This window comes from Kribbella sp. NPDC023855, assembly GCF_040639475.1.
Lineage (GTDB): Bacteria > Actinomycetota > Actinomycetes > Propionibacteriales > Kribbellaceae > Kribbella.
Map to the genome: position 1 here is coordinate 18,262 of NZ_JBFAAA010000018.1, position 16,938 is coordinate 35,199.

Here is a 16,938-nt window from a genome sequence, read left to right on the forward strand (position 1 = left end):
AATTGACCGCCAACACTGGACGACCGCGGCGATGGGCGAGGATGGCAGACATGAAACCGGTCATCCTCGACGTCGACACCGGACTGGACGACGCCTGCGCCCTGCTCCTCGCCGCCCGGCACCCCGATCTCGACCTCAAAGCAGTCACCTGCGTCGGCGGCAACGTCGGCCTGGACGAGGTCGTCGTCAACACGCTGACGGTGCTCGATGCAGCCGGCCGCCCGGATGTTCCGGTCGGCCGCGGCGCCGCACTCCCTTTGCTGCAACCCGTCCGCGCGGCCCCTCATGTCCACGGCGTCGACGGCCTCGGCGACATCGACTGGCCGAAATCCACCCGTACTGCGGACGCCCGGCACGCTGTCGAACTGCTGCGTGACGCGCTGCTGGAGGCTTCCCGGACCGGCGAACTGATCACTCTGATCCCGTTGGCACCAATGACCAACATCGCGTTGCTCCTCCGGACCTATCCCGAAGCGGCCGCGGGGCTGCGCGAGATCGTCTTCATGGGTGGCGCTATCGGGATCGGCAACGCGACCGCGTCGGCGGAGTTCAACATCTGGACCGACCCGGAGGCTGCCGCGATCACGCTCAACGCGGCCACTGAGCTCGGCGTACCGGTGACCATGTACGGGCTGGACGTGTTCTACGACGTGATGATTCCGCTGGCCGAGGCGAAGGCGCTCAGTGGATCCGAGTCGGCCGAACTGGCTCGGCGGCTGATCGAGAAGCGCAGTGCGCTCTACGGGTCGGATGGAGCGAGCATCGGCGACGGGGGTGCGGTCTGCGCGGTGATCGATCCGGAGGGCCTGACCACCCAGGCGTTCCCGGTGCGGGTGGAGTTGTCGGGTAGTTGGTCGCGGGGGCGCACGCTCGTCGACACGCGGGACTGGACGGGTGATCTGACCAGCGACCCGTACGGCGCGGCGCCGTCCGTAGTACAGGTGGCGACGGCGGTGGACGGCCGGCGCTATGCCGATCTCTGGCTGGCGACGGTGCGGTAGTCCTTGGTTGGCCGAAGTACGCGTAACTCTTCGGCTGGGTCGTGAGGCGTCCGGAATCGGCCACCGGGTTGTTCGGACAAAGCGGGCGTGGTTGCATGGCAAACGTTTGCCGCTGCCCGCTTGGCCTCACGAGGAGTCCGTTTTGTCCACAGTTGCCCAGGAACGTCGCCGCTACGCCGTGGTCGGACTTGGAGCCCGCGCCCAGACCTTCGTGAACGCCCTGGCCGGCCCGTACGCCGATCGCGCCGAACTGGTCGGCTTCTGCGACGTGAACCAGACCCGGATGGCGGTGCACAACCGTTGGCTGGCCGAGAAGTTCGGCGCGGCCGCAGTTCCGCAGTACGACGCTGCCGACTTCGGCCGGATGCTGACCGAGCAGCGCGTGGACGCCGTCGTGGTGACCTCGATGGACCGGACGCACGACGACTACATCGTGACCGCGCTCGAGGCCGGGTTGGACGTGATCACCGAGAAGCCGATGACGATCGACTCCGAGCGGTGCCGGCGAATTCTGGCGGCGGCGGAGAAGTCGGCGGGGTCGGTGCGGGTGGCGTTCAACTACCGGTACAACCCGGTGCACGCGAAGGTCCGTGAGGTGATCGCTTCGGGGGCGATCGGGGACATCGGGTCGGTGCATTTCGAGTGGCTGCTCGACGTCCGGCACGGCGCGGACTACTTCCGCCGCTGGCATCGCGACAAGGCGAACGCGGGCGGGTTGATGGTGCACAAGGCGACCCATCATTTCGACCTGGTCAACTGGTGGATCGGTGCCGAGCCGGTGACGGTGTTCGCCGACGGGAAGCTGTTCTTCTACGGGGATGTGAACGGGAAGAAGCGCGGGCTGGCACGTGATTACGAGCGCGCCGATTCCTCGGCCGCGGCGGCGGACGATCCGTTTGCGATCAAGCTGGCCGCGACGCCGCAATTGCGGGAGCTGTATCTGGAGGCCGAGCACGAGGACGGCTATCACCGCGACCAGAACGTGTTCGCGCCGGGAATCACGATCGAGGACGACATGGCGGTGCTGGTCAGATATTCGACTGGGGCGTCGCTGAGCTATCACCTGACGGCGTACTCGCCGTGGGAGGGCTACCGGATCGGCTTCAACGGGAGCGCGGGGCGGCTGGAACTTCTGGTCCGGGAGAACACCTACGCGACGCCGCCGGAGGACCAGCAGCACGCGACTGCGGTGCAGCACGGTGATGCGAAGCCGGGTGAGACCGAAGCGCTGCTGACCTTGCACCCCCTGTGGGAGCCGCCGCAGACGCTGCTGCACGGCGAACTCGGCCAAGGCCACGGCGGCGGAGACGCTCGCCTGCTCGAGTCCCTGTTCGGCGACCCCACCGAAGACCCACTCGGCCGAGGCGCAGACCACCAAGACGGCGCCCGCTCCCTCCTCATCGGCCTAGCAGCCAACCAGTCCTTCGAAACCGGCCAGGCAGTACAGGTCAGCACCTTGCTGAGCTGACCGGGCAGGTCAGCGGACGGGGACCTGGAGGGTTTGGCCGGGGGTCACGTCGGCGGCATTGCGGAGGTTGTTGAGGTCGGCGATCTTCTCGACCACGACGGTCGGGTCCTCGGTCGGGTTGGTCTCCTGGGCGATGGACCACAGCGTCTGGCCGGCGCCGACCTGGACCTGGATGGTGTGGTCGAACGTGGGCTGCGGGTCCAGGACGCCGGCCACCCGGAGGCCGAGGACCGCGATGGCCGCGCCGAAGACCAGGACCGAAGCGGTGGTCAGCAGCATGCGGCCGCGGCGGGTCAACCGGAGGGCCGGGGGCTCGATGTCGGTCGACCAGGCGGCCCGGGCGCGGCTTGCCGCCGAGCCAGGCCGCTCCGCAAGACGCGCCTGGATGTGCCTGTCCAGCGCCTCGCGACCCAGCACCTCGCCGGAGCAGGCGCGAACAGGGAGGGGCTCCGTGGTCGTCCCGGGGATCCGGCGGCGCCGACGCGTCTCGCCGGGTGACTGGGTCACCTCGGTCGCGGGCGTCACCACGCCTGATGTCAGGGCTCCTGACGTCAGTGCCGCTGTGCTCATCGGATCCTCCAGACCTCGTTCGTTGCAGTCGTTCGGGTGCCTCGTTCGGTGTCGATCCCCTGTCTATCGGCCGCCACCGACAGTTTTCGGCGAGCCGGCCTGTAGACCGCTCCCGGACCGTTCCGGGCGACCGATCCGAACACCTGTTCGATCGAACGCCTGTACGAATGATTAACCGACAGCCGCCCGGTACGCAACCATTTCCAACCATGACACGCCGGAGAAATTCCCGCCCGGGCCGGGCCCTATAACCCGACACGCGAACAAACGTGCGAACCGACACGCCTTCGAACAGATGTTTGAAGAATCTCAGGATTCGGTCTACGGTCTTCTCAGTCGACAAAGCCTGGCCGGTGCCCGACCGCCGGCCCGACCCGAGGAGAGCCAGACGATGGCCAGGACGCCGAGCGGTTCCAGCAAGGACGATCGCAGTACCGCGGAGGTTTCCGCCAAGACCGTGTCCGAGCTGCCCGACGGTCCTGCCGACGCCACCGGCCTGACCCCGCGCCAGCGGCGTGTCCTGGACGTCATCCGCGACTCCGTCGACAGCCGGGGCTACCCGCCGTCGATGCGCGAGATCGGCGAGAAGGTCGGCCTGACCAGCTCGTCCTCGGTGTCGCACCAGCTGAAGGTGCTCGAGCAGAAGGGCCTGCTCCGCCGCGACCCGAACCGGCCGCGCGCGATCGAGGTCCGCTACCCCGGCGAGGTCGCCGACGCGGCCCGGCGCAGCTCGCTCGGCGCCGTCCGGCAGACCGCGTACGACGAGACCGGGGCCGGCGACGCGCACCCGGCCGCGGCGTACGTGCCGGTGGTCGGCCGGATCGCCGCCGGTGGCCCGATCCTTGCCGAGCAGGACATCGAGGAGGTCTTCCCGTTGCCCAGGGCAATGGTTGGGGAAGGCACCTTGTTCATGCTGAAGGTCAAGGGTGAGTCGATGATCGAGGCCGCCATCTGCGACGGCGACTGGGTCGTCGTGCGCCAGCAGCAGACCGCCGACAACGGTGACATCGTCGCCGCGATGATCGACGGCGAGGCGACCGTGAAGACGTTCAAGAAGACCGCGACCGAGATCCTGCTGCTGCCGCACAACCCCGCCTTCGAGCCGATCGACGGCAAGGACGCGGTCATTCTCGGAAAGGTCGTAACAGTTCTGCGGCGTGTCTGACATCTCAGACGGCGCGCGGAGTCGCGCGGGACATGTCAGGATTGAGATATGACGACTGTCTATGACTTCAGCGCCACCCGGATCGAAGGCAATGAACAGTCTCTTGCCGACTTCCGCGACCAGGTGCTCCTGGTGGTGAACACGGCTTCCCAGTGCAGCCAGACGCCGCAGTACACCGGACTCCAGAAGCTCTACAAGACCTACCGCAAACAGGGCTTCTCGGTGCTCGGTTTTCCCTGCGACCAGTTCGGCCACCAGGAGCCCGGCGACGAGAACGAGATCGCGAACTTCTGCTCGACGATCTACCACGTCACGTTCCCGATGTTCGCAAAGATCGACGTGAACGGTTCCAAGACGCTTCCGCTGTACAACTGGCTGAAGCGCGAGCAGGGCGGCCTGCTCGGGGGCCGGATCAAATGGAACTTCACCAAGTTCCTGATCGGCCGCGACGGGGGCGTGATCGCGCGCTACGCGCCGACAGCGACACCGGAGAAACTGGCGGACAAGATCGAGGCGGCGCTCGCCGTACCGGTCTCCAGCCGGCGCGAGTCGGCCGACTGATCCACCAGCGGTAACTGGCATCGATTCCGGGCCACGCCTGGAATCGATGCCGTTTTTCTGCCTGCGACACTGTGTCAACCCACGTCGCAGTGCAAACCACAAACGGCCACCCGCCGCCTCCCGTCGTCGGCCCGGTGAAGCAGCCGTTGGTTGAAGAACACGTGTGCAATTACGGACAGGCCGTTTGATCTTTGCTGAGATCTGGACGTTACGGTCATGGCCGTTATACGGTCTGGGGATCCGTCGCAGGGAGATCCGCCATGATTCCGCGCCGTCGTTCTCTTCAGCATGCCTTGGGGTTCGCGCCTCGTTCCCACTCCGCTTCCGCTCGTCGCCGACGGCTCTGGCCGGGGTTGCTCGCGGTGCTGGTCATGTTCGGTGCGGGTGTCGTGCCGATCTCCGCGCAGGCCGCACAGGTCACGCCCACGGCCGATGTCATCCAGGACCTCGGCACACCGCTCACCTCGCTGACGGTGATGGAGGGCGCGTTCGGGCGAGAGGCCGACGGGCGCGCCGTCGTGTACGCCGTACCGGCCGGTGAGAACGCGCAGCTCAACATCGTCGACCTGCAGACCCGGGAACGCCTGCGCACCATCCCGCTGGCGGGAGCCGCCGGGGCGTGGGCGATCACGATCGCCAGCGACGGCAGCGTGTACGTCGGCACGTATCCGAACGCGCACCTCTACCGCTATCGCCCCGAGACGCAAACCGTCACCGACCTCGGGGCGCCGGTGGGTGGTGAGACGTTCATGTTCGGGCTCACCGCGGGCCGGGACGGTGCCGTGTACGCCGGCACGTACCCGAATGCGCACGCGTTCAAGTACGACCCGGTCACCAACAAGTTCACCGACTACGGCTCGATGGACCCGGTGCAGCAGTACGTCCGGGCCGCTGCCTACGACCCCGATCACAACGCGCTGTTCGTCGGACTCGCGACGCCGGTGGGGAAGCTGATCAGGATCGACCTGGAGACCGGCGCCAGGGAGGACCTCACTCCCCCGGACCTGCATGCCAAGGACATCCAGGAGCTGGACTACGCGAACGGCCGGGTTTTCGCCAATGCCGCCGGGCGGTTGGTGGTGTTCGACGCGGTGACCGGCAAGCAGCTCGTCTTCACCGACCGGACCACCAACACCCCGATCACGGAGTACCCGATCGGCGCCCGGGGCGTCTCGCCGGCCGGGCCGGGTGGCGTCTACTTCACCTCCAACCTGAATCTCACCCGCTACGACACGACCAACGACACGGTCGGCCCGGTGGACTCCGGAGTCCGGGTCACCCGAGGTGGCGCGATGGGGTACGGGTGGATCGTCGAAGGCGGCCGGCCGATCCTCTACGGCCTGGGCGGAAACTACTCCGGTGGCACCTGGCGCTACGACCCACAGACCGGCGTACTGCAGCAGTGGTCGTCGCCGTTCCTGTACGTGCCCAGCCCGTTGATGCACACGATCGCTGATCCGGTCACGGGAAACATCCTGCTCAACGCCTTCCTCAACGGCACCACCGCCACCTACGACCCAGCCACCACCCGGACGATAGTCACCGCCCGGCAAGGACAGGTCGAGGGCTGGGCCTGGAACGCTGCGAACCAGCTGTACGTCGGCGTCTACCCGTACGGCCGGCTGCAGCACTGGGACCCCCATGCCCCGGCGAGCCCGACCAATCCACGGATTCTCTTCGACCTGGTGGACAGCCATCTGCAGAACCGGCCGGTGTCGGTCGTCCCCTCAGGAGATCGCGTCTACGTGGGCACCACTCCCGGGTACGGCGAGTACGGCGGCGCGTTCACCGTCTACACCATCTCCACGGATCAGTTCGTGGTGCACCGAAACATCGTCGCCGACCAGACGATCGCGTCGATTCAGCCCGTCGGCTCGGCCGTGTGGGCCGGCTCCAGCATCGAGGGCGGGCAGGGCACCGAGCCGCGCGCGACCGAGGCGCACCTGGTCAAGGTCGACCCGGCGACCGGCGCGGTGACCACGGACCTCGTACCGGTGCCGGGTGCGGAGAGCATCACCGAGCTGAGCATCGGACCCGACGGCAAGCTGTGGGGACTGGCCGACGGCACGGTGTTCGTCGCCGACCCGACGACCGGTGAGGTCAGCCGCCGGATCGCCGTCTTCGACAGCGAGACCGGATCCGCCGACGGTGCAATGTCCTGGCGCGACGGCTACCTGTACGCCGTCAACGACGGCCGGCTGTTCGTCGTGGACAGCCTGGCGGGGACGAAGACCATCCTGCGCGACCGCGGGCTCCTCCGGCTCACCCAGGCGCCGACCGGTACCTACTACATGCTGCTCCGGCCGGACGGCGACACCAGCCACACTCACATCGCCTCCTACACGCCGCCAGTCGATCCCTGTCCCAAGTCGGATCTGCGGGCGACCGTCTGGACCGGCAACATTGACAGCAAGGTGGCCAACCGCCATCTCCGCTATGGCTGCACTCTCATCGACGAGCTCCCCGACGCCGAGGCGACGTGGCCCAGCCACAAGGCCTACGTCAACGCCGTCGGTGCCAAGGTCTCGCAGTTGGTGCAGGCCGGCCTGATCACCTACCCGGAGGGCTACACCATCCTGCTCTCCGCCCAACGCTCCAACGTCGGCCGCTGACCCGGGGGCCGGCCGGCCGCTGGTCCAGGGCCCGTCCGATCCGCTGGCCGGCCGCTGATCCGGGGCCGCCCGATCCGCTGGACGGCCGCTAGCGGATCGGGCGGTACCGCAGGTTCACCTGCGCGGTGGGTGTGCCGTTGACCAGTTCCAGGTTGACCGGCGCACCCCCGGGGTTGTCGAACAACCGGATCCCGTCCCCGAGCAGGACCGGCGCGACGTGCAGCTCGATCTCGTCGATCAGCCCGCGGTCGAGCAGCTGCCGCCCGATCGAGGCCGAGAAGACCTCCAGGTTCTTGCCGTTCGCGGCCTCCAGACCGATCCGGACCGCCTCGGCCACGTCGCAGTTCAGCAACGTCACGCCGTCGACCTCCGCCGCGTCCTCGGGATGGTGGGTGAGGATGAAGACCGGGCCCTGCCACGCGCCGCCGTAGATGCCGCTCGGATCGGGAAAGGCCTCCCACCCGTCCCGGCCGCCCAGTACTGCGCCGGTCGTCTCGGCGTACTCGTCGACCAGGCTGGAGCGGTTCGACCCCGTCATCCAGTCCATCGAGTGGTTCGGGCCGGCGACGAAGCCGTCCAGCGACATGGTGAAGTGCCACAGCACCTTGCCCGCCGCGGTCTGTGGATCGGTGTCGGAAACCTGCATGGTGATCCTCTCCTCATGACGTGACTGTTGCCGGTACGTCGGAGGCGCCGCCGGCAACTCGACAAGGGGTCAGCGGATGACGGAGTCCGGGTCGATGTCCAGGCGGAGACCTCGCCAGACGGGGTGCCGGAGGCGGCCGTCGGCAGCCCAGCCGGAGTAGGTGATCTCCGCGACCAGGAGTGGGTCGAGCCAATGCGCCGCGCGGCGGTCGGCGTTCGGAATGGTGGCGGGGTTGAACGGCGGGGTGTCGACCTCGAGGGCCGCCAGCTCGGCACTCAGCATCTCCAGCATGGCGAAGTCGAGGCCGGAGCCGACCTTGCCGATCAGGACCAGTTCTCCGCCGGGCGAGTCGTAGGCACCGCAGTACAGGGAGCCGATCTTGCCCTCGCGGTTGCCTTCGCCGGGGTGCCAGCCGCAGAGGATCACGTCGCGGGTCAGGACCGGCTTGACCTTGATCCAGTCGGAGCTGCGTTTGCCGGGCAGGTACCGCGACTTGCGCCGCTTGGCCACCACGCCTTCCAGCCCGGTCGAGGCGGACAACTCCAGTGTCTCTTCGCCGTCGGTGTACGCCGGTGGCACCTCCCAGAACGGGTCACCGAGCTCGAGGGAGTCCAGCAGCGCCCGGCGGTCGTCGTAGGTTGCCTCCAGCAACGACCGGCCGGCGAACCGGAGTACGTCGAAGACCCGGACCGAGACGGGCACCTGCTTGATCAGCTGGGCCAGCTGCCGCGGGTCGCGAACGTGCATCCTGCGCTGCAGCAGCCCGAACGACGGCGCACCCGACTCGTCCAGCGTGACGATCTCACCGTCCAGTACCGCAGGCAGCTCCAGCCCCGGCGCCGTGGCGAGCCCGAGCAGCTCCGGGTAGCCGCCGGAAACGTCCCGGCTGTTCCGCGACCACAACCGGCAGCCGCTCGCGTCGACCTCCGCGATCACCCGGATGCCGTCCCACTTCATCTCGTACGACCAGCCCGGCCCGGACGGCATCTTGCCGAGCGCCGCCATCATCGGCAGCACCGGTGGGCTGGTCGAGGGACTCATGAGTCCTGGAGTCTCTTCAAGGCGCCGAGCACCTTCTCACGATCGGCGGTCGGCCACATCGGAGGCAAGGAGGCGCGCAGGTAGCCGCCGTACCGGGCGGTGACGATGCGTGGATCGAGGATCGCGACCACGCCGCGATCGGTGGTCCGGCGGATCAGCCGGCCGGTGCCCTGCGCCAACAACAAGGCGGCGTGCGTCGCGGCGACCGCCATGAAGCCGTTGCCGCCGGCTTCGTCCACAGCTCGCTGCCGGGCAGCCATCAACGGCTCGTCCGGACGCGGGAACGGCACCCGGTCGATGATCACCAGGTTGCAGGTCGACCCCGGGACGTCGATGCCCTGCCACAGCGACAGCGTGCCGAACAGCGAGGTCTCCGGGTCGTCGACGAACTCCCGGGACAATTCGCCCAGCTGCGCGTCGCCCTGGCAGAGCACCTTGAGATCCGTCGCCTCCCGGACGGCCGCCGTCGCCGCCTCGGCCGCGCGCCTCGACGAGAACAACCCGAGCGTCCGGCCGCCCGCGGCCGTGATCAGGTCGATGATCTCGTCGAACTGCTTCTTGCCGAGCCCGTCGCGATGCGGTGGCGGCAGGTGCTTGGCGACGTACAGGATGCCTTGTTTCTCGTACTCGAACGGGGAGCCGACGTCGAGCCCGCGCCACGGCAGCGGGGCGGTCTCCGAGTCGGTGTCGACCGACGGCATCTCGTCGGCGGGCTCCAGCTTGTCGGCGGGCCGGAGCCCGACCTGCCGGGCGATCGCGTCGAAGTCGCCACCCAGGGTGAGGGTCGCCGAGGTCAGGATGACGGTGCGGTCCTTCAGCACCAGCTCGCGCAGCAGCCCGGCGACGGTCAGCGGCGCGATCCGCAGCTCGCGGCCGAACCGGTCCCGGTCGACCAGCCAGACCACGTCCAGGTCGCTCAGCGCGGCGACCCGCTCGGCGACGTCGAAGATCTCCTTGACCGCACCCTTGGACTGCCGTTTCGCGCCGTCGGGGTCGTCGTCCTTGTCGTCGGACTTCTTGTTCAGGTCCGAGTACACGCTGCGGGCCGCGTCGCGGACCAGCGCCGCGGCCTCCAGGACAACCCCGTTCGACGCCTCGATCCGGCCTTCGCGCGTCTCGTCGAGGGCTGCCCGCAGCGCGTCCGAGGCGTCGATCAGGTCGTCGGCCTTGTCGTCGTCGATGAATCGGCGGGCCCGCTTGGCGGCCCGCTCGACCATCTGCGGCGACAGCTCGTCCCCTGCCGCGCCGGTCACTCGGGCCGGCAGCTCGTGGGCCTCGTCCACGATCACCACGTCGTGCTCGGGCAGGACGGTCCGGTTCTCGAACGCGTCGATCGACAACAGCGCGTGGTTGGTGATCACGATGTCGGCCTTGCGCGCTTCTTCCTTGGCCTTCTCGGCGAAACACTCCTCGCCGTACGGGCACTTCTGCGCGCCGAGGCACTCACGGGCGGCGATCGCGACCTGCTGCCAGGCCTGGTACTGGTGGGAGGGCGCGTGGTCGCGGTCGCCGGCCTCGCCGTCCAGGAGTTGCTGCTCGGCCCAGTCGCGCAGCTCGAGCACCTGCTGGCCGACCGGGCCGGCCGGTGGCATGTCGATCAGCATGCCGTCGTCGTCGGGCGCGCCTTCGCGGATGCGGTGCAGGCACGCGTAGTTGTTGCGGCCCTTCTGGATCGCGTACGACGGGCGGCGCGGCAGCAGCTTCTCGGTGGCGTCGAGCAACGCCGGCACATCCCGGTCGACCAGCTGCGACTGCAGCGTCAGGGTCGCCGTCGAGACGACCACCCGGCGATCCTCCACCGCATGGATCAGGGCCGGCACCAGGTAGCCGAGCGACTTGCCGGTACCGGTGCCCGCCTGCACCAGGAGGTGCGATCCGTCGTGCATCGAAGCGTTCACCGCTTCGGCCATCTCGACCTGGCCCGGACGCGTCTGACCACCGATTCCGGAGACCGCGGCCTCCAGGAGTTCCCGCACTTCGACACCCACCGCATCACCCTAGCCGCAGGGCCGGACAATCTCCGAAGCACAGTCCGCGTGCCTGTGGACAACCGCCCACAGGCACGCGGAAGGCTCAGACGACGGCGCCGCGATCCGGCTCGGCGTCGCGGTCGCGCTGCTTGACCTTCGGCCGCGGCGGCGGTGCCGGGAAGCGGCGCTCCAGCTCGACCAGCAGCGGTGCCGCGGTGAGGTTCGACGAGTAGGTGCCGACCAGGATGCCGAGCAGCAGCGCCAGCGCGAAGTCACCGAGCGACTCACCACCGAGGAAGAGCAGCGCGGTGAGGATGAACAACGTGCTGATACCGGTGTTGATGGTGCGCGGCAGCACGTTGACGATCGCCGTGTCGACGACCGGCCCGAAGACCTCGGTCGAGCGCGCGTTGCGGGTCTCCCGGATCCGGTCGAAGACGACCACGGAGTCGTTGACCGTGTAACCGATGATGGTCAGCATCGCGGCCAGGAAGATGCCGTCGATCGGCTTGCCGGTCCAGGCGAAGACACCGACCACGACCGCGACGTTCTGCAGCAGGGCCAGCACCGCGCCGGCCCCGAACGTCCACCGGAACCGGGCGGCCAGGTAGGCCAGCTGGGCCAGCAGCGCGATACCGAGCGCGATCAGCGCCTTGTCCCGCAGTTCGCTGCCCAGCGACGGGCCGATGCTCTCGTTGCGGATCAGCTCGGTGCCACCGCCGACCTGGGCGATCGCGGCGCGGATCTTCTCGGTCTCGTCGTCGCTGATCGTGCCGGTCCGGACCGTGATGTCGTCCTTGCCCGAGGCCTGGACCACCGCGTTCGGGTAGCCCGCCTCGGCCACCGCGGAGCGGGCCTGGTCCGGCGTGATCTGCTGGGCCGTGCTCACCTCGAGCAACCGGCCACCGGTGAACTCGATGCCGAGGTTCAGCCCGTTGACGACGACACCGGCCATGCTGACGACGATCGCCGCGGCAGTGATCAGCAGCCAGCGACGGCTGTGCTTCATCAACGGCGGCTTCTTCGCCTCCAGCCAGGTCCGGACCCGGCCGTGCCCGGCGATACCGCTGATCCCGGGCCGGTTCAGGACGAACTTGCGGGAGACGACGAACTCGGCCAGCACCCGGGTGATGACGAGGGCGGACAGCATCGAGGCGATCACACCGATGCTCAGCGTGACACCGAAGCCGCGGACCGGGCCGGCGGCCAGGAAGAACAGCAGGCCGGCCGCGAGCAGCGTGGTGATGTTCGAGTCGGCGATCGCGGACAACGCGTTGCTGAAACCACTCCGCAGGGATCGCCGCAGGCCGTCGGTGCGGCCGCCGATGTAGTCCTCTCGGGCTCGCTCGAAGACCAGGACGTTCGCATCGACCGCCATCCCGATCGCCAGCACGAAACCGGCCAGGCCGGGCAGGGTCAGGGTGGCACCCATCACCGTCAGCGCGGCGTACGACAGACCGGCGTACGAGATCAGGCCGAGGACGGCCATCAGGCCGACGAGGCGGTAGACGATGACGATGAACAGCGCGGTCAGCGCGACGCCGATCAGGCCCGCCAGCGCGCTGGCCTGGATCGCGTCCTTGCCCAGCGACGGGCCGACGACGCGCTGGTCGATGACCTTGACCGGGACCGGCAGCGAGCCGCCCTCGATCAGCGCGGCCAGGTCCTTGGCCTCCTCCTCGGTGAAGGAGCCGGTGATCGTGCTCTGGCCGCCGACGATGCCGATGTTGCAGAGCTGGTTGCCGCCGTTCGGGTCGACCTGCGGGGCGCTGATCACCTCGTTGTCGAGCACGATGGCGACCTGCCGCGGCGGGGTGTTGATCGGCTGACAGGCCGCCTTGCCGGTGATGTCCGCCCAGATCTTGCCGCCGTCGTCCTTGAAGTCCATCTGGACGAACCAGCCCTGTGCGGCCTGCTGCGGGTCGATCAGCCCGTCCGCGCCGCTGATCTTCTCACCGGTCATCGCCGGCTTGGCCAGGCGCAGGAAGCCGGGGCCGTTGTCGTTGGGGAGGTACAGCTCGCCCGCCGCCGGCTTGGCCGGCTTGGCCTCGACCAGGTCGAGCACCTGGTGGAAGGTCAGCTGGGCGGTCTTGCCGATCACCTTCGCCGCCTCGCGCGGGTCCTGGACGCCCGGCAGCTCGACGATGATCCGCTTCTCGCCCTGGCGGGTCAGGGTCGGCTCACTGACGCCGAGCGCGTCGACCCGGCGGCGCAGTACCTCCAGCGCCTTGTCGGTGGTCTCCTTGTCCGCCTTCACGTTCGGCGCGTCGCTCGCCTCCAGCACGATCTGGGTACCACCGCGCAGATCCAGGCCCAGTTCGGGCTTGGCCGTCAGGACGACGTACGTCGACGCCGCGAGGACGAGGAACGCGAACAGCGCGCGGACCAGGGACGAGCGGGACACTTGGGCCTCCGGGGAGTGGGCACCCTTGGTGCGGGTGTCGTGACACAGAGCATTCCACTGGGCGTGGAAACGCACAGTCTACGAACGAGCGCAAGCCACGGATCGTGCCCCGTCCCCCGCCACCGCACGGGGGCCGGCCTGTCAGCGCAGTGCCATGGCATCAGCGCGCTAGCGAACTCATTGACGCGTCAGGCGAGCAGGCCCTAACTTCTCATCCACTCACTCCGTAGTCGCCTGTGGACCGAGTGTGATCACCCCTCCGCCCGGTGGGTGATGAGTTCCCTGAGGAGGAACAGTGCGTCGAAGCATCCGCCTGAGTCTGGCCGCCGCCATCGTGCCGGCCATCGCCCTGACCACCGCTCTGAGCACCGCCAGCGCCGCTCCCGTCCCCGACCCCAGCGGCCGGATCATCCTGGTCCAGCCCGCGTCCGCCGAGCCCGGCGTGACCGCGGTGAAGGACACCTACATCGTCGAGCTGAAGAAGGGCAGCCGGCTCGGCAAGTTGAAGAGCTCTCTCGGGGTCACTCCGCAGCGCGAGTTCAGCACCGCCGTGACCGGCTTCAGCGCGAAGCTCACCGCCGGCCAACTCGCCGCGCTGCAGAAGCACCCGGACGTGGTGGCGATCTCGCAGGACGTGCTGTACCAGGCGCTCGACACCACCCAGACGAACCCGCCGTCGTGGGGTATCGACCGGATCGACCAGCGCAACCTGCCGCTGTCGCGGTCCTACACCTACACCCGCACCGGTACCGGGGTGCACGCCTACATCATCGACTCCGGCATCGACGCGACCCACCCGAACTTCGGCGGCCGGGCCAGCTTCGACTTCAACGGCATCGACGCCAACAACACCGACTGCAACGGGCACGGCACCCACGTCGCCGGCACCATCGGTTCCACCTCGTACGGCGTGGCCAAGAACGTCCGGCTGCACGGGGTGAAGTGGCTCAACTGCAGCGGTGGCGGGACCGCCTCGTCGGCGATCGCGGCCGTCGACTGGGTCACCCGGAACGCGGTGAAGCCCGCGGTCGCGAACGCGTCGTGGAACTTCAGCCCGAACACCACGCTGGAGAACTCGCTGCGCGCGATGATCAACTCCGGCGTCTTCCTGGCCGCCTCCGCGGGCAACACCGGCGCCAACTCGTGCGACCGGCTGCCGCGGCGGATCTCCACCGCGCTGGTGGTGGCCGCGAGCACCAACACCGACGCCCGCGCGTCGTACTCGAGCACGGGGTCCTGCGTCGACGTGTACGCACCGGGCTCGGCGATCATCTCCACGCTGCCGGGGAACACCACCGGCTCCTACAACGGCACCTCGATGGCCACCCCGCACGTCGCCGGTGTCGCGGCGCTGTACCTGCAGACCAGCCCGTCGGCCACGCCGGCGACGGTCAAGTCGTACATCGAGACCAACGCCACGCCGAACGTGGTGAGCGGCGGCGGTACCGGTGGCACGGTCAACCGGCTGCTGTTCTCCAACGGCCTGTAGTAGCAACAGCTAGACCCGCCTGAGTACGCCGTACCGGTTCCGCCCCAACCGGTACGGCGTACGCGCGTTACTCGTCGTCTATGCCGTTCTCTATCGCGTAGCGGACCAGCTCTGCCCGGTTGTGGAGCTGCAGCTTGCGCAGGGTGTTCTGTACGTGGTTCTCGACAGTCCGGTGCGACAGCACCAGCCTGGTGGCGATCTGGCGAGCGGTCAGCCCGCGCGCCACCAGCCGTAGTACCTCCGTCTCGCGGTCTGTCAGCTGCGGCACCTCTGGCCCAGCCCCCAGCCGCCGGTACTCCCCCAGCAGCAACCCGGCGAGCCCTGCACTGAAGACCGCATCGCCCTCGGCAGTACGCCGTACCGCGTCGTCGAACTCGTCCAGCGATGCCGACTTCACCAAATACCCCGAGGCACCGTTCTTCACCGCAGCCAGTACGTCGGCCTGCTCGGCGCTGGCCGACAGGACGAGCACCCGCGTGTCCGGGAGCGCCGCGGTGATCTCCCGGGTCGCGTCCACTCCGGAGCCGTCCCCGAGTTGCAGGTCCATCACCACCACGTCCGGCTTGGTCGCCAACGCGATCCGGACCGCGCCGGCCACGTCCGAGGCGGTCGCGCAGACGTCGTACCCGCGGCTGCCGAGATCCCGCGCAACGCCTTCCCGCCACATCGGGTGGTCGTCGACGATCATCACGCGCGTACTCATGTCTTGCTCACCTTCATTTCCCATTCGGTGCCTTCGCCGGGGGCGGTCCGGACTGTCACGCTGCCGCCGAGGTCGGCGATCCGGCCGCGGATCGACTGGCTGACCCCCAGGTGCCCGTCCGCCCGGTCCACCTCGAGCCGGTCCACCGTCGTTCCGACTCCATCGTCGCGGATCGACAGCAGCACCTCGGTCCCGAGGTCCTCGACCACCACCCAGGCGCGCGCCTGCGGCCCCGCATGCTTGGTCACGTTGCTCAACGCCTCCTTCACCACGGCCACCAGTTCGGTGGCCTTCGCGGTCGGCAGCAGCACGGTCTCGGCCGGTACCACGACGTCGACCCGAGGCGTTGCCAATGGCAACAAAAGCATGCACAGATCGATCCGCCCCCGGTCGCCGGTGGCCGGCCGGGTCGCCATCAAGGTGCGCAAGGCAACCTCCTGCTCGGCCGCGAGCACCGCAAGTTCCACCGCTTCGCCGCCGATCGCGTGACCGCGGCGCTGCACCTGGGCGAGCACCTGCAGTACGCCGTCGTGGATCGACCGGCTGAGCCGCAACCGCTCGGCCGTTGCGCTCTCCGCGGCGATCGCCTCGCGCAGCCGGGTGGTGGCCCGGCGCATCGCGGTGGCGGCGTACCCGACGACCAGGCCGGCGACGAGCAGCAGCTGGACGTTGCTGAGCACCTTGGCCGCGTTGTCCACGCCGCGCAGGGACAGCAGCGCCAGGCTGATCGTCGCGGCGCCGAGCAGACCGCCGTCGCGGCCGCGGGAGATGCCCAGCGCGAGCACCGGACCGGCCGCCCAGACCGAGGTCAGGACCGAGGCACCGCTGCGGATGTCGAGCAGCGGCTGTGCGAGCAGCGTGAGGTACATGCAACCGACAGTGACGATCAGGTCGGCGAACGCGAGCCGGGTGTTGCGGCGTCCCCAGTGGCGGCTGTAGCCGATCGAGACGATGACGGTCCACACCCCCATCACGGCCAGCTGGATGACCGCACCCGACGGCCGGTGGATACCGTCCCAGCGACTCCAGACTCCGAAGCAGGCGAACCCCCAGGTGATCGCCCGGAACACCACCAGCGCGCGCCACAGCGGCAGCATCAGGTCGATCGCGTCACCGCGTGACCGGCCGGCTTCGGTGCGCAGAGGTTCCATGACGCACAGTGTGCCAACGCGCCCGGCCGGCACGCTGCGTCGTCGTACTCCAGTGTGTTGAGTGGTCTTACTCATGGACACAGCGCTGCGTGCGCGAATGATTCCCCGCTGATGCTCGGAAAATTTTCCCGAACCACTTCAGCAACGCCCGATTTCC

General features: G+C 68.7%; 13 protein-coding genes. 6 read left to right on the forward strand and 7 right to left on the reverse strand.

From position 1 onward, the window contains the following. Positions 1–50 precede the first annotated feature (50 nt). Complete coding sequence (locus tag AB0F51_RS36760; protein WP_360287924.1) at positions 51–1,001, forward strand: nucleoside hydrolase; 951 nt, start codon at positions 51–53, stop codon at positions 999–1,001. Positions 1,002–1,143: 142 nt separating this feature from the next. Continuing rightward, positions 1,144–2,469, forward strand: a complete 1,326-nt coding sequence (locus tag AB0F51_RS36765) for a Gfo/Idh/MocA family oxidoreductase (RefSeq protein ID WP_360287926.1) — start codon at positions 1,144–1,146, stop codon at positions 2,467–2,469. A gap of 9 nt (positions 2,470–2,478) precedes the next feature. Here AB0F51_RS36765 and AB0F51_RS36770 read toward each other — a convergent pair whose 3' ends face one another. Beyond that, entirely contained in the window at positions 2,479–3,039 is a 561-nt protein-coding gene (locus AB0F51_RS36770; RefSeq protein ID WP_360287928.1) for a LysM domain-containing protein, read from the reverse strand. Between the two features lie 391 nt (positions 3,040–3,430). Between AB0F51_RS36770 and lexA the strand changes: the two genes are divergently transcribed. From lexA to AB0F51_RS36785, 3 genes are all read left to right on the forward strand, one after another. Further along, positions 3,431–4,204 carry a transcriptional repressor LexA gene (gene lexA / locus AB0F51_RS36775; RefSeq protein ID WP_360287930.1) on the forward strand — a complete coding sequence of 258 codons (774 nt, stop codon included), beginning with the start codon at positions 3,431–3,433 and terminating at the stop codon, positions 4,202–4,204. Between the two features lie 48 nt (positions 4,205–4,252). After that, positions 4,253–4,765: a glutathione peroxidase gene (locus AB0F51_RS36780; RefSeq protein ID WP_360287932.1), complete on the forward strand. Its 513-nt coding sequence runs from the start codon at positions 4,253–4,255 to the stop codon at positions 4,763–4,765. A gap of 371 nt (positions 4,766–5,136) precedes the next feature. Next, a complete protein-coding gene (locus tag AB0F51_RS36785) occupies positions 5,137–7,377 on the forward strand; it encodes a hypothetical protein (protein WP_360288088.1) in 2,241 nt (746 codons plus the stop codon). Positions 7,378–7,465: 88 nt separating this feature from the next. Here AB0F51_RS36785 and AB0F51_RS36790 read toward each other — a convergent pair whose 3' ends face one another. The 4 genes from AB0F51_RS36790 to secD all read right to left on the reverse strand — a co-directional run bounded on the left by AB0F51_RS36790 (position 7,466) and on the right by secD (position 13,438). Beyond that, a complete protein-coding gene (locus AB0F51_RS36790) occupies positions 7,466–8,023 on the reverse strand; it encodes a dihydrofolate reductase family protein (RefSeq protein ID WP_360287934.1) in 558 nt (185 codons plus the stop codon). A gap of 69 nt (positions 8,024–8,092) precedes the next feature. Then, complete coding sequence (ligD, locus tag AB0F51_RS36795) at positions 8,093–9,064, reverse strand: non-homologous end-joining DNA ligase (RefSeq protein ID WP_360287936.1); 972 nt, start codon at positions 9,062–9,064, stop codon at positions 8,093–8,095. Then, the gene (locus tag AB0F51_RS36800) at positions 9,061–11,040 is read right to left on the reverse strand and encodes an ATP-dependent DNA helicase (protein WP_360288090.1); all 1,980 of its coding nucleotides are present in this window, start codon (positions 11,038–11,040) and stop codon (positions 9,061–9,063) included. Before AB0F51_RS36800 ends, ligD begins: the two co-directional genes overlap by 4 nt. Positions 11,041–11,137: 97 nt before the next feature. Then, positions 11,138–13,438 (reverse strand): protein translocase subunit SecD, encoded by a 2,301-nt coding sequence (gene secD / locus AB0F51_RS36805; protein WP_360287938.1) that lies wholly within the window; start codon positions 13,436–13,438, stop codon positions 11,138–11,140. A 295-nt stretch (positions 13,439–13,733) separates the two neighbouring features. Between secD and AB0F51_RS36810 the strand changes: the two genes are divergently transcribed. Beyond that, positions 13,734–14,927, forward strand: coding sequence for a S8 family peptidase (locus tag AB0F51_RS36810; protein ID WP_360287940.1), 1,194 nt, complete (start codon positions 13,734–13,736; stop codon positions 14,925–14,927). A gap of 67 nt (positions 14,928–14,994) precedes the next feature. Here AB0F51_RS36810 and AB0F51_RS36815 read toward each other — a convergent pair whose 3' ends face one another. Beyond that, a complete protein-coding gene (locus tag AB0F51_RS36815; protein ID WP_360287942.1) occupies positions 14,995–15,630 on the reverse strand; it encodes a response regulator transcription factor in 636 nt (211 codons plus the stop codon). Beyond that, positions 15,627–16,781 carry a DUF5931 domain-containing protein gene (locus AB0F51_RS36820; protein WP_360287944.1) on the reverse strand — a complete coding sequence of 385 codons (1,155 nt, stop codon included), beginning with the start codon at positions 16,779–16,781 and terminating at the stop codon, positions 15,627–15,629. The genes AB0F51_RS36815 and AB0F51_RS36820 overlap by 4 nt, the downstream gene beginning before the upstream one ends. Between the last annotated feature and the right edge of the window lie 157 nt (positions 16,782–16,938).

Coding starts and splice junctions, on each gene's coding strand:
- ligD (WP_360287936.1), bottom strand. CDS start 9,064: ATGAGTCCCTCGACCAGCCCACCGGTGCTGCCGATGATGGCGGCGCTC.
- AB0F51_RS36790 (WP_360287934.1), bottom strand. CDS start 8,023: ATGCAGGTTTCCGACACCGATCCACAGACCGCGGCGGGCAAGGTGCTG.
- AB0F51_RS36820 (WP_360287944.1), bottom strand. CDS start 16,781: ATGGAACCTCTGCGCACCGAAGCCGGCCGGTCACGCGGTGACGCGATC.
- AB0F51_RS36760 (WP_360287924.1), top strand. CDS start 51: ATGAAACCGGTCATCCTCGACGTCGACACCGGACTGGACGACGCCTGC.
- AB0F51_RS36785 (WP_360288088.1), top strand. CDS start 5,137: ATGTTCGGTGCGGGTGTCGTGCCGATCTCCGCGCAGGCCGCACAGGTC.
- AB0F51_RS36770 (WP_360287928.1), bottom strand. CDS start 3,039: ATGAGCACAGCGGCACTGACGTCAGGAGCCCTGACATCAGGCGTGGTG.
- lexA (WP_360287930.1), top strand. CDS start 3,431: ATGGCCAGGACGCCGAGCGGTTCCAGCAAGGACGATCGCAGTACCGCG.
- AB0F51_RS36815 (WP_360287942.1), bottom strand. CDS start 15,630: ATGAGTACGCGCGTGATGATCGTCGACGACCACCCGATGTGGCGGGAA.
- AB0F51_RS36780 (WP_360287932.1), top strand. CDS start 4,253: ATGACGACTGTCTATGACTTCAGCGCCACCCGGATCGAAGGCAATGAA.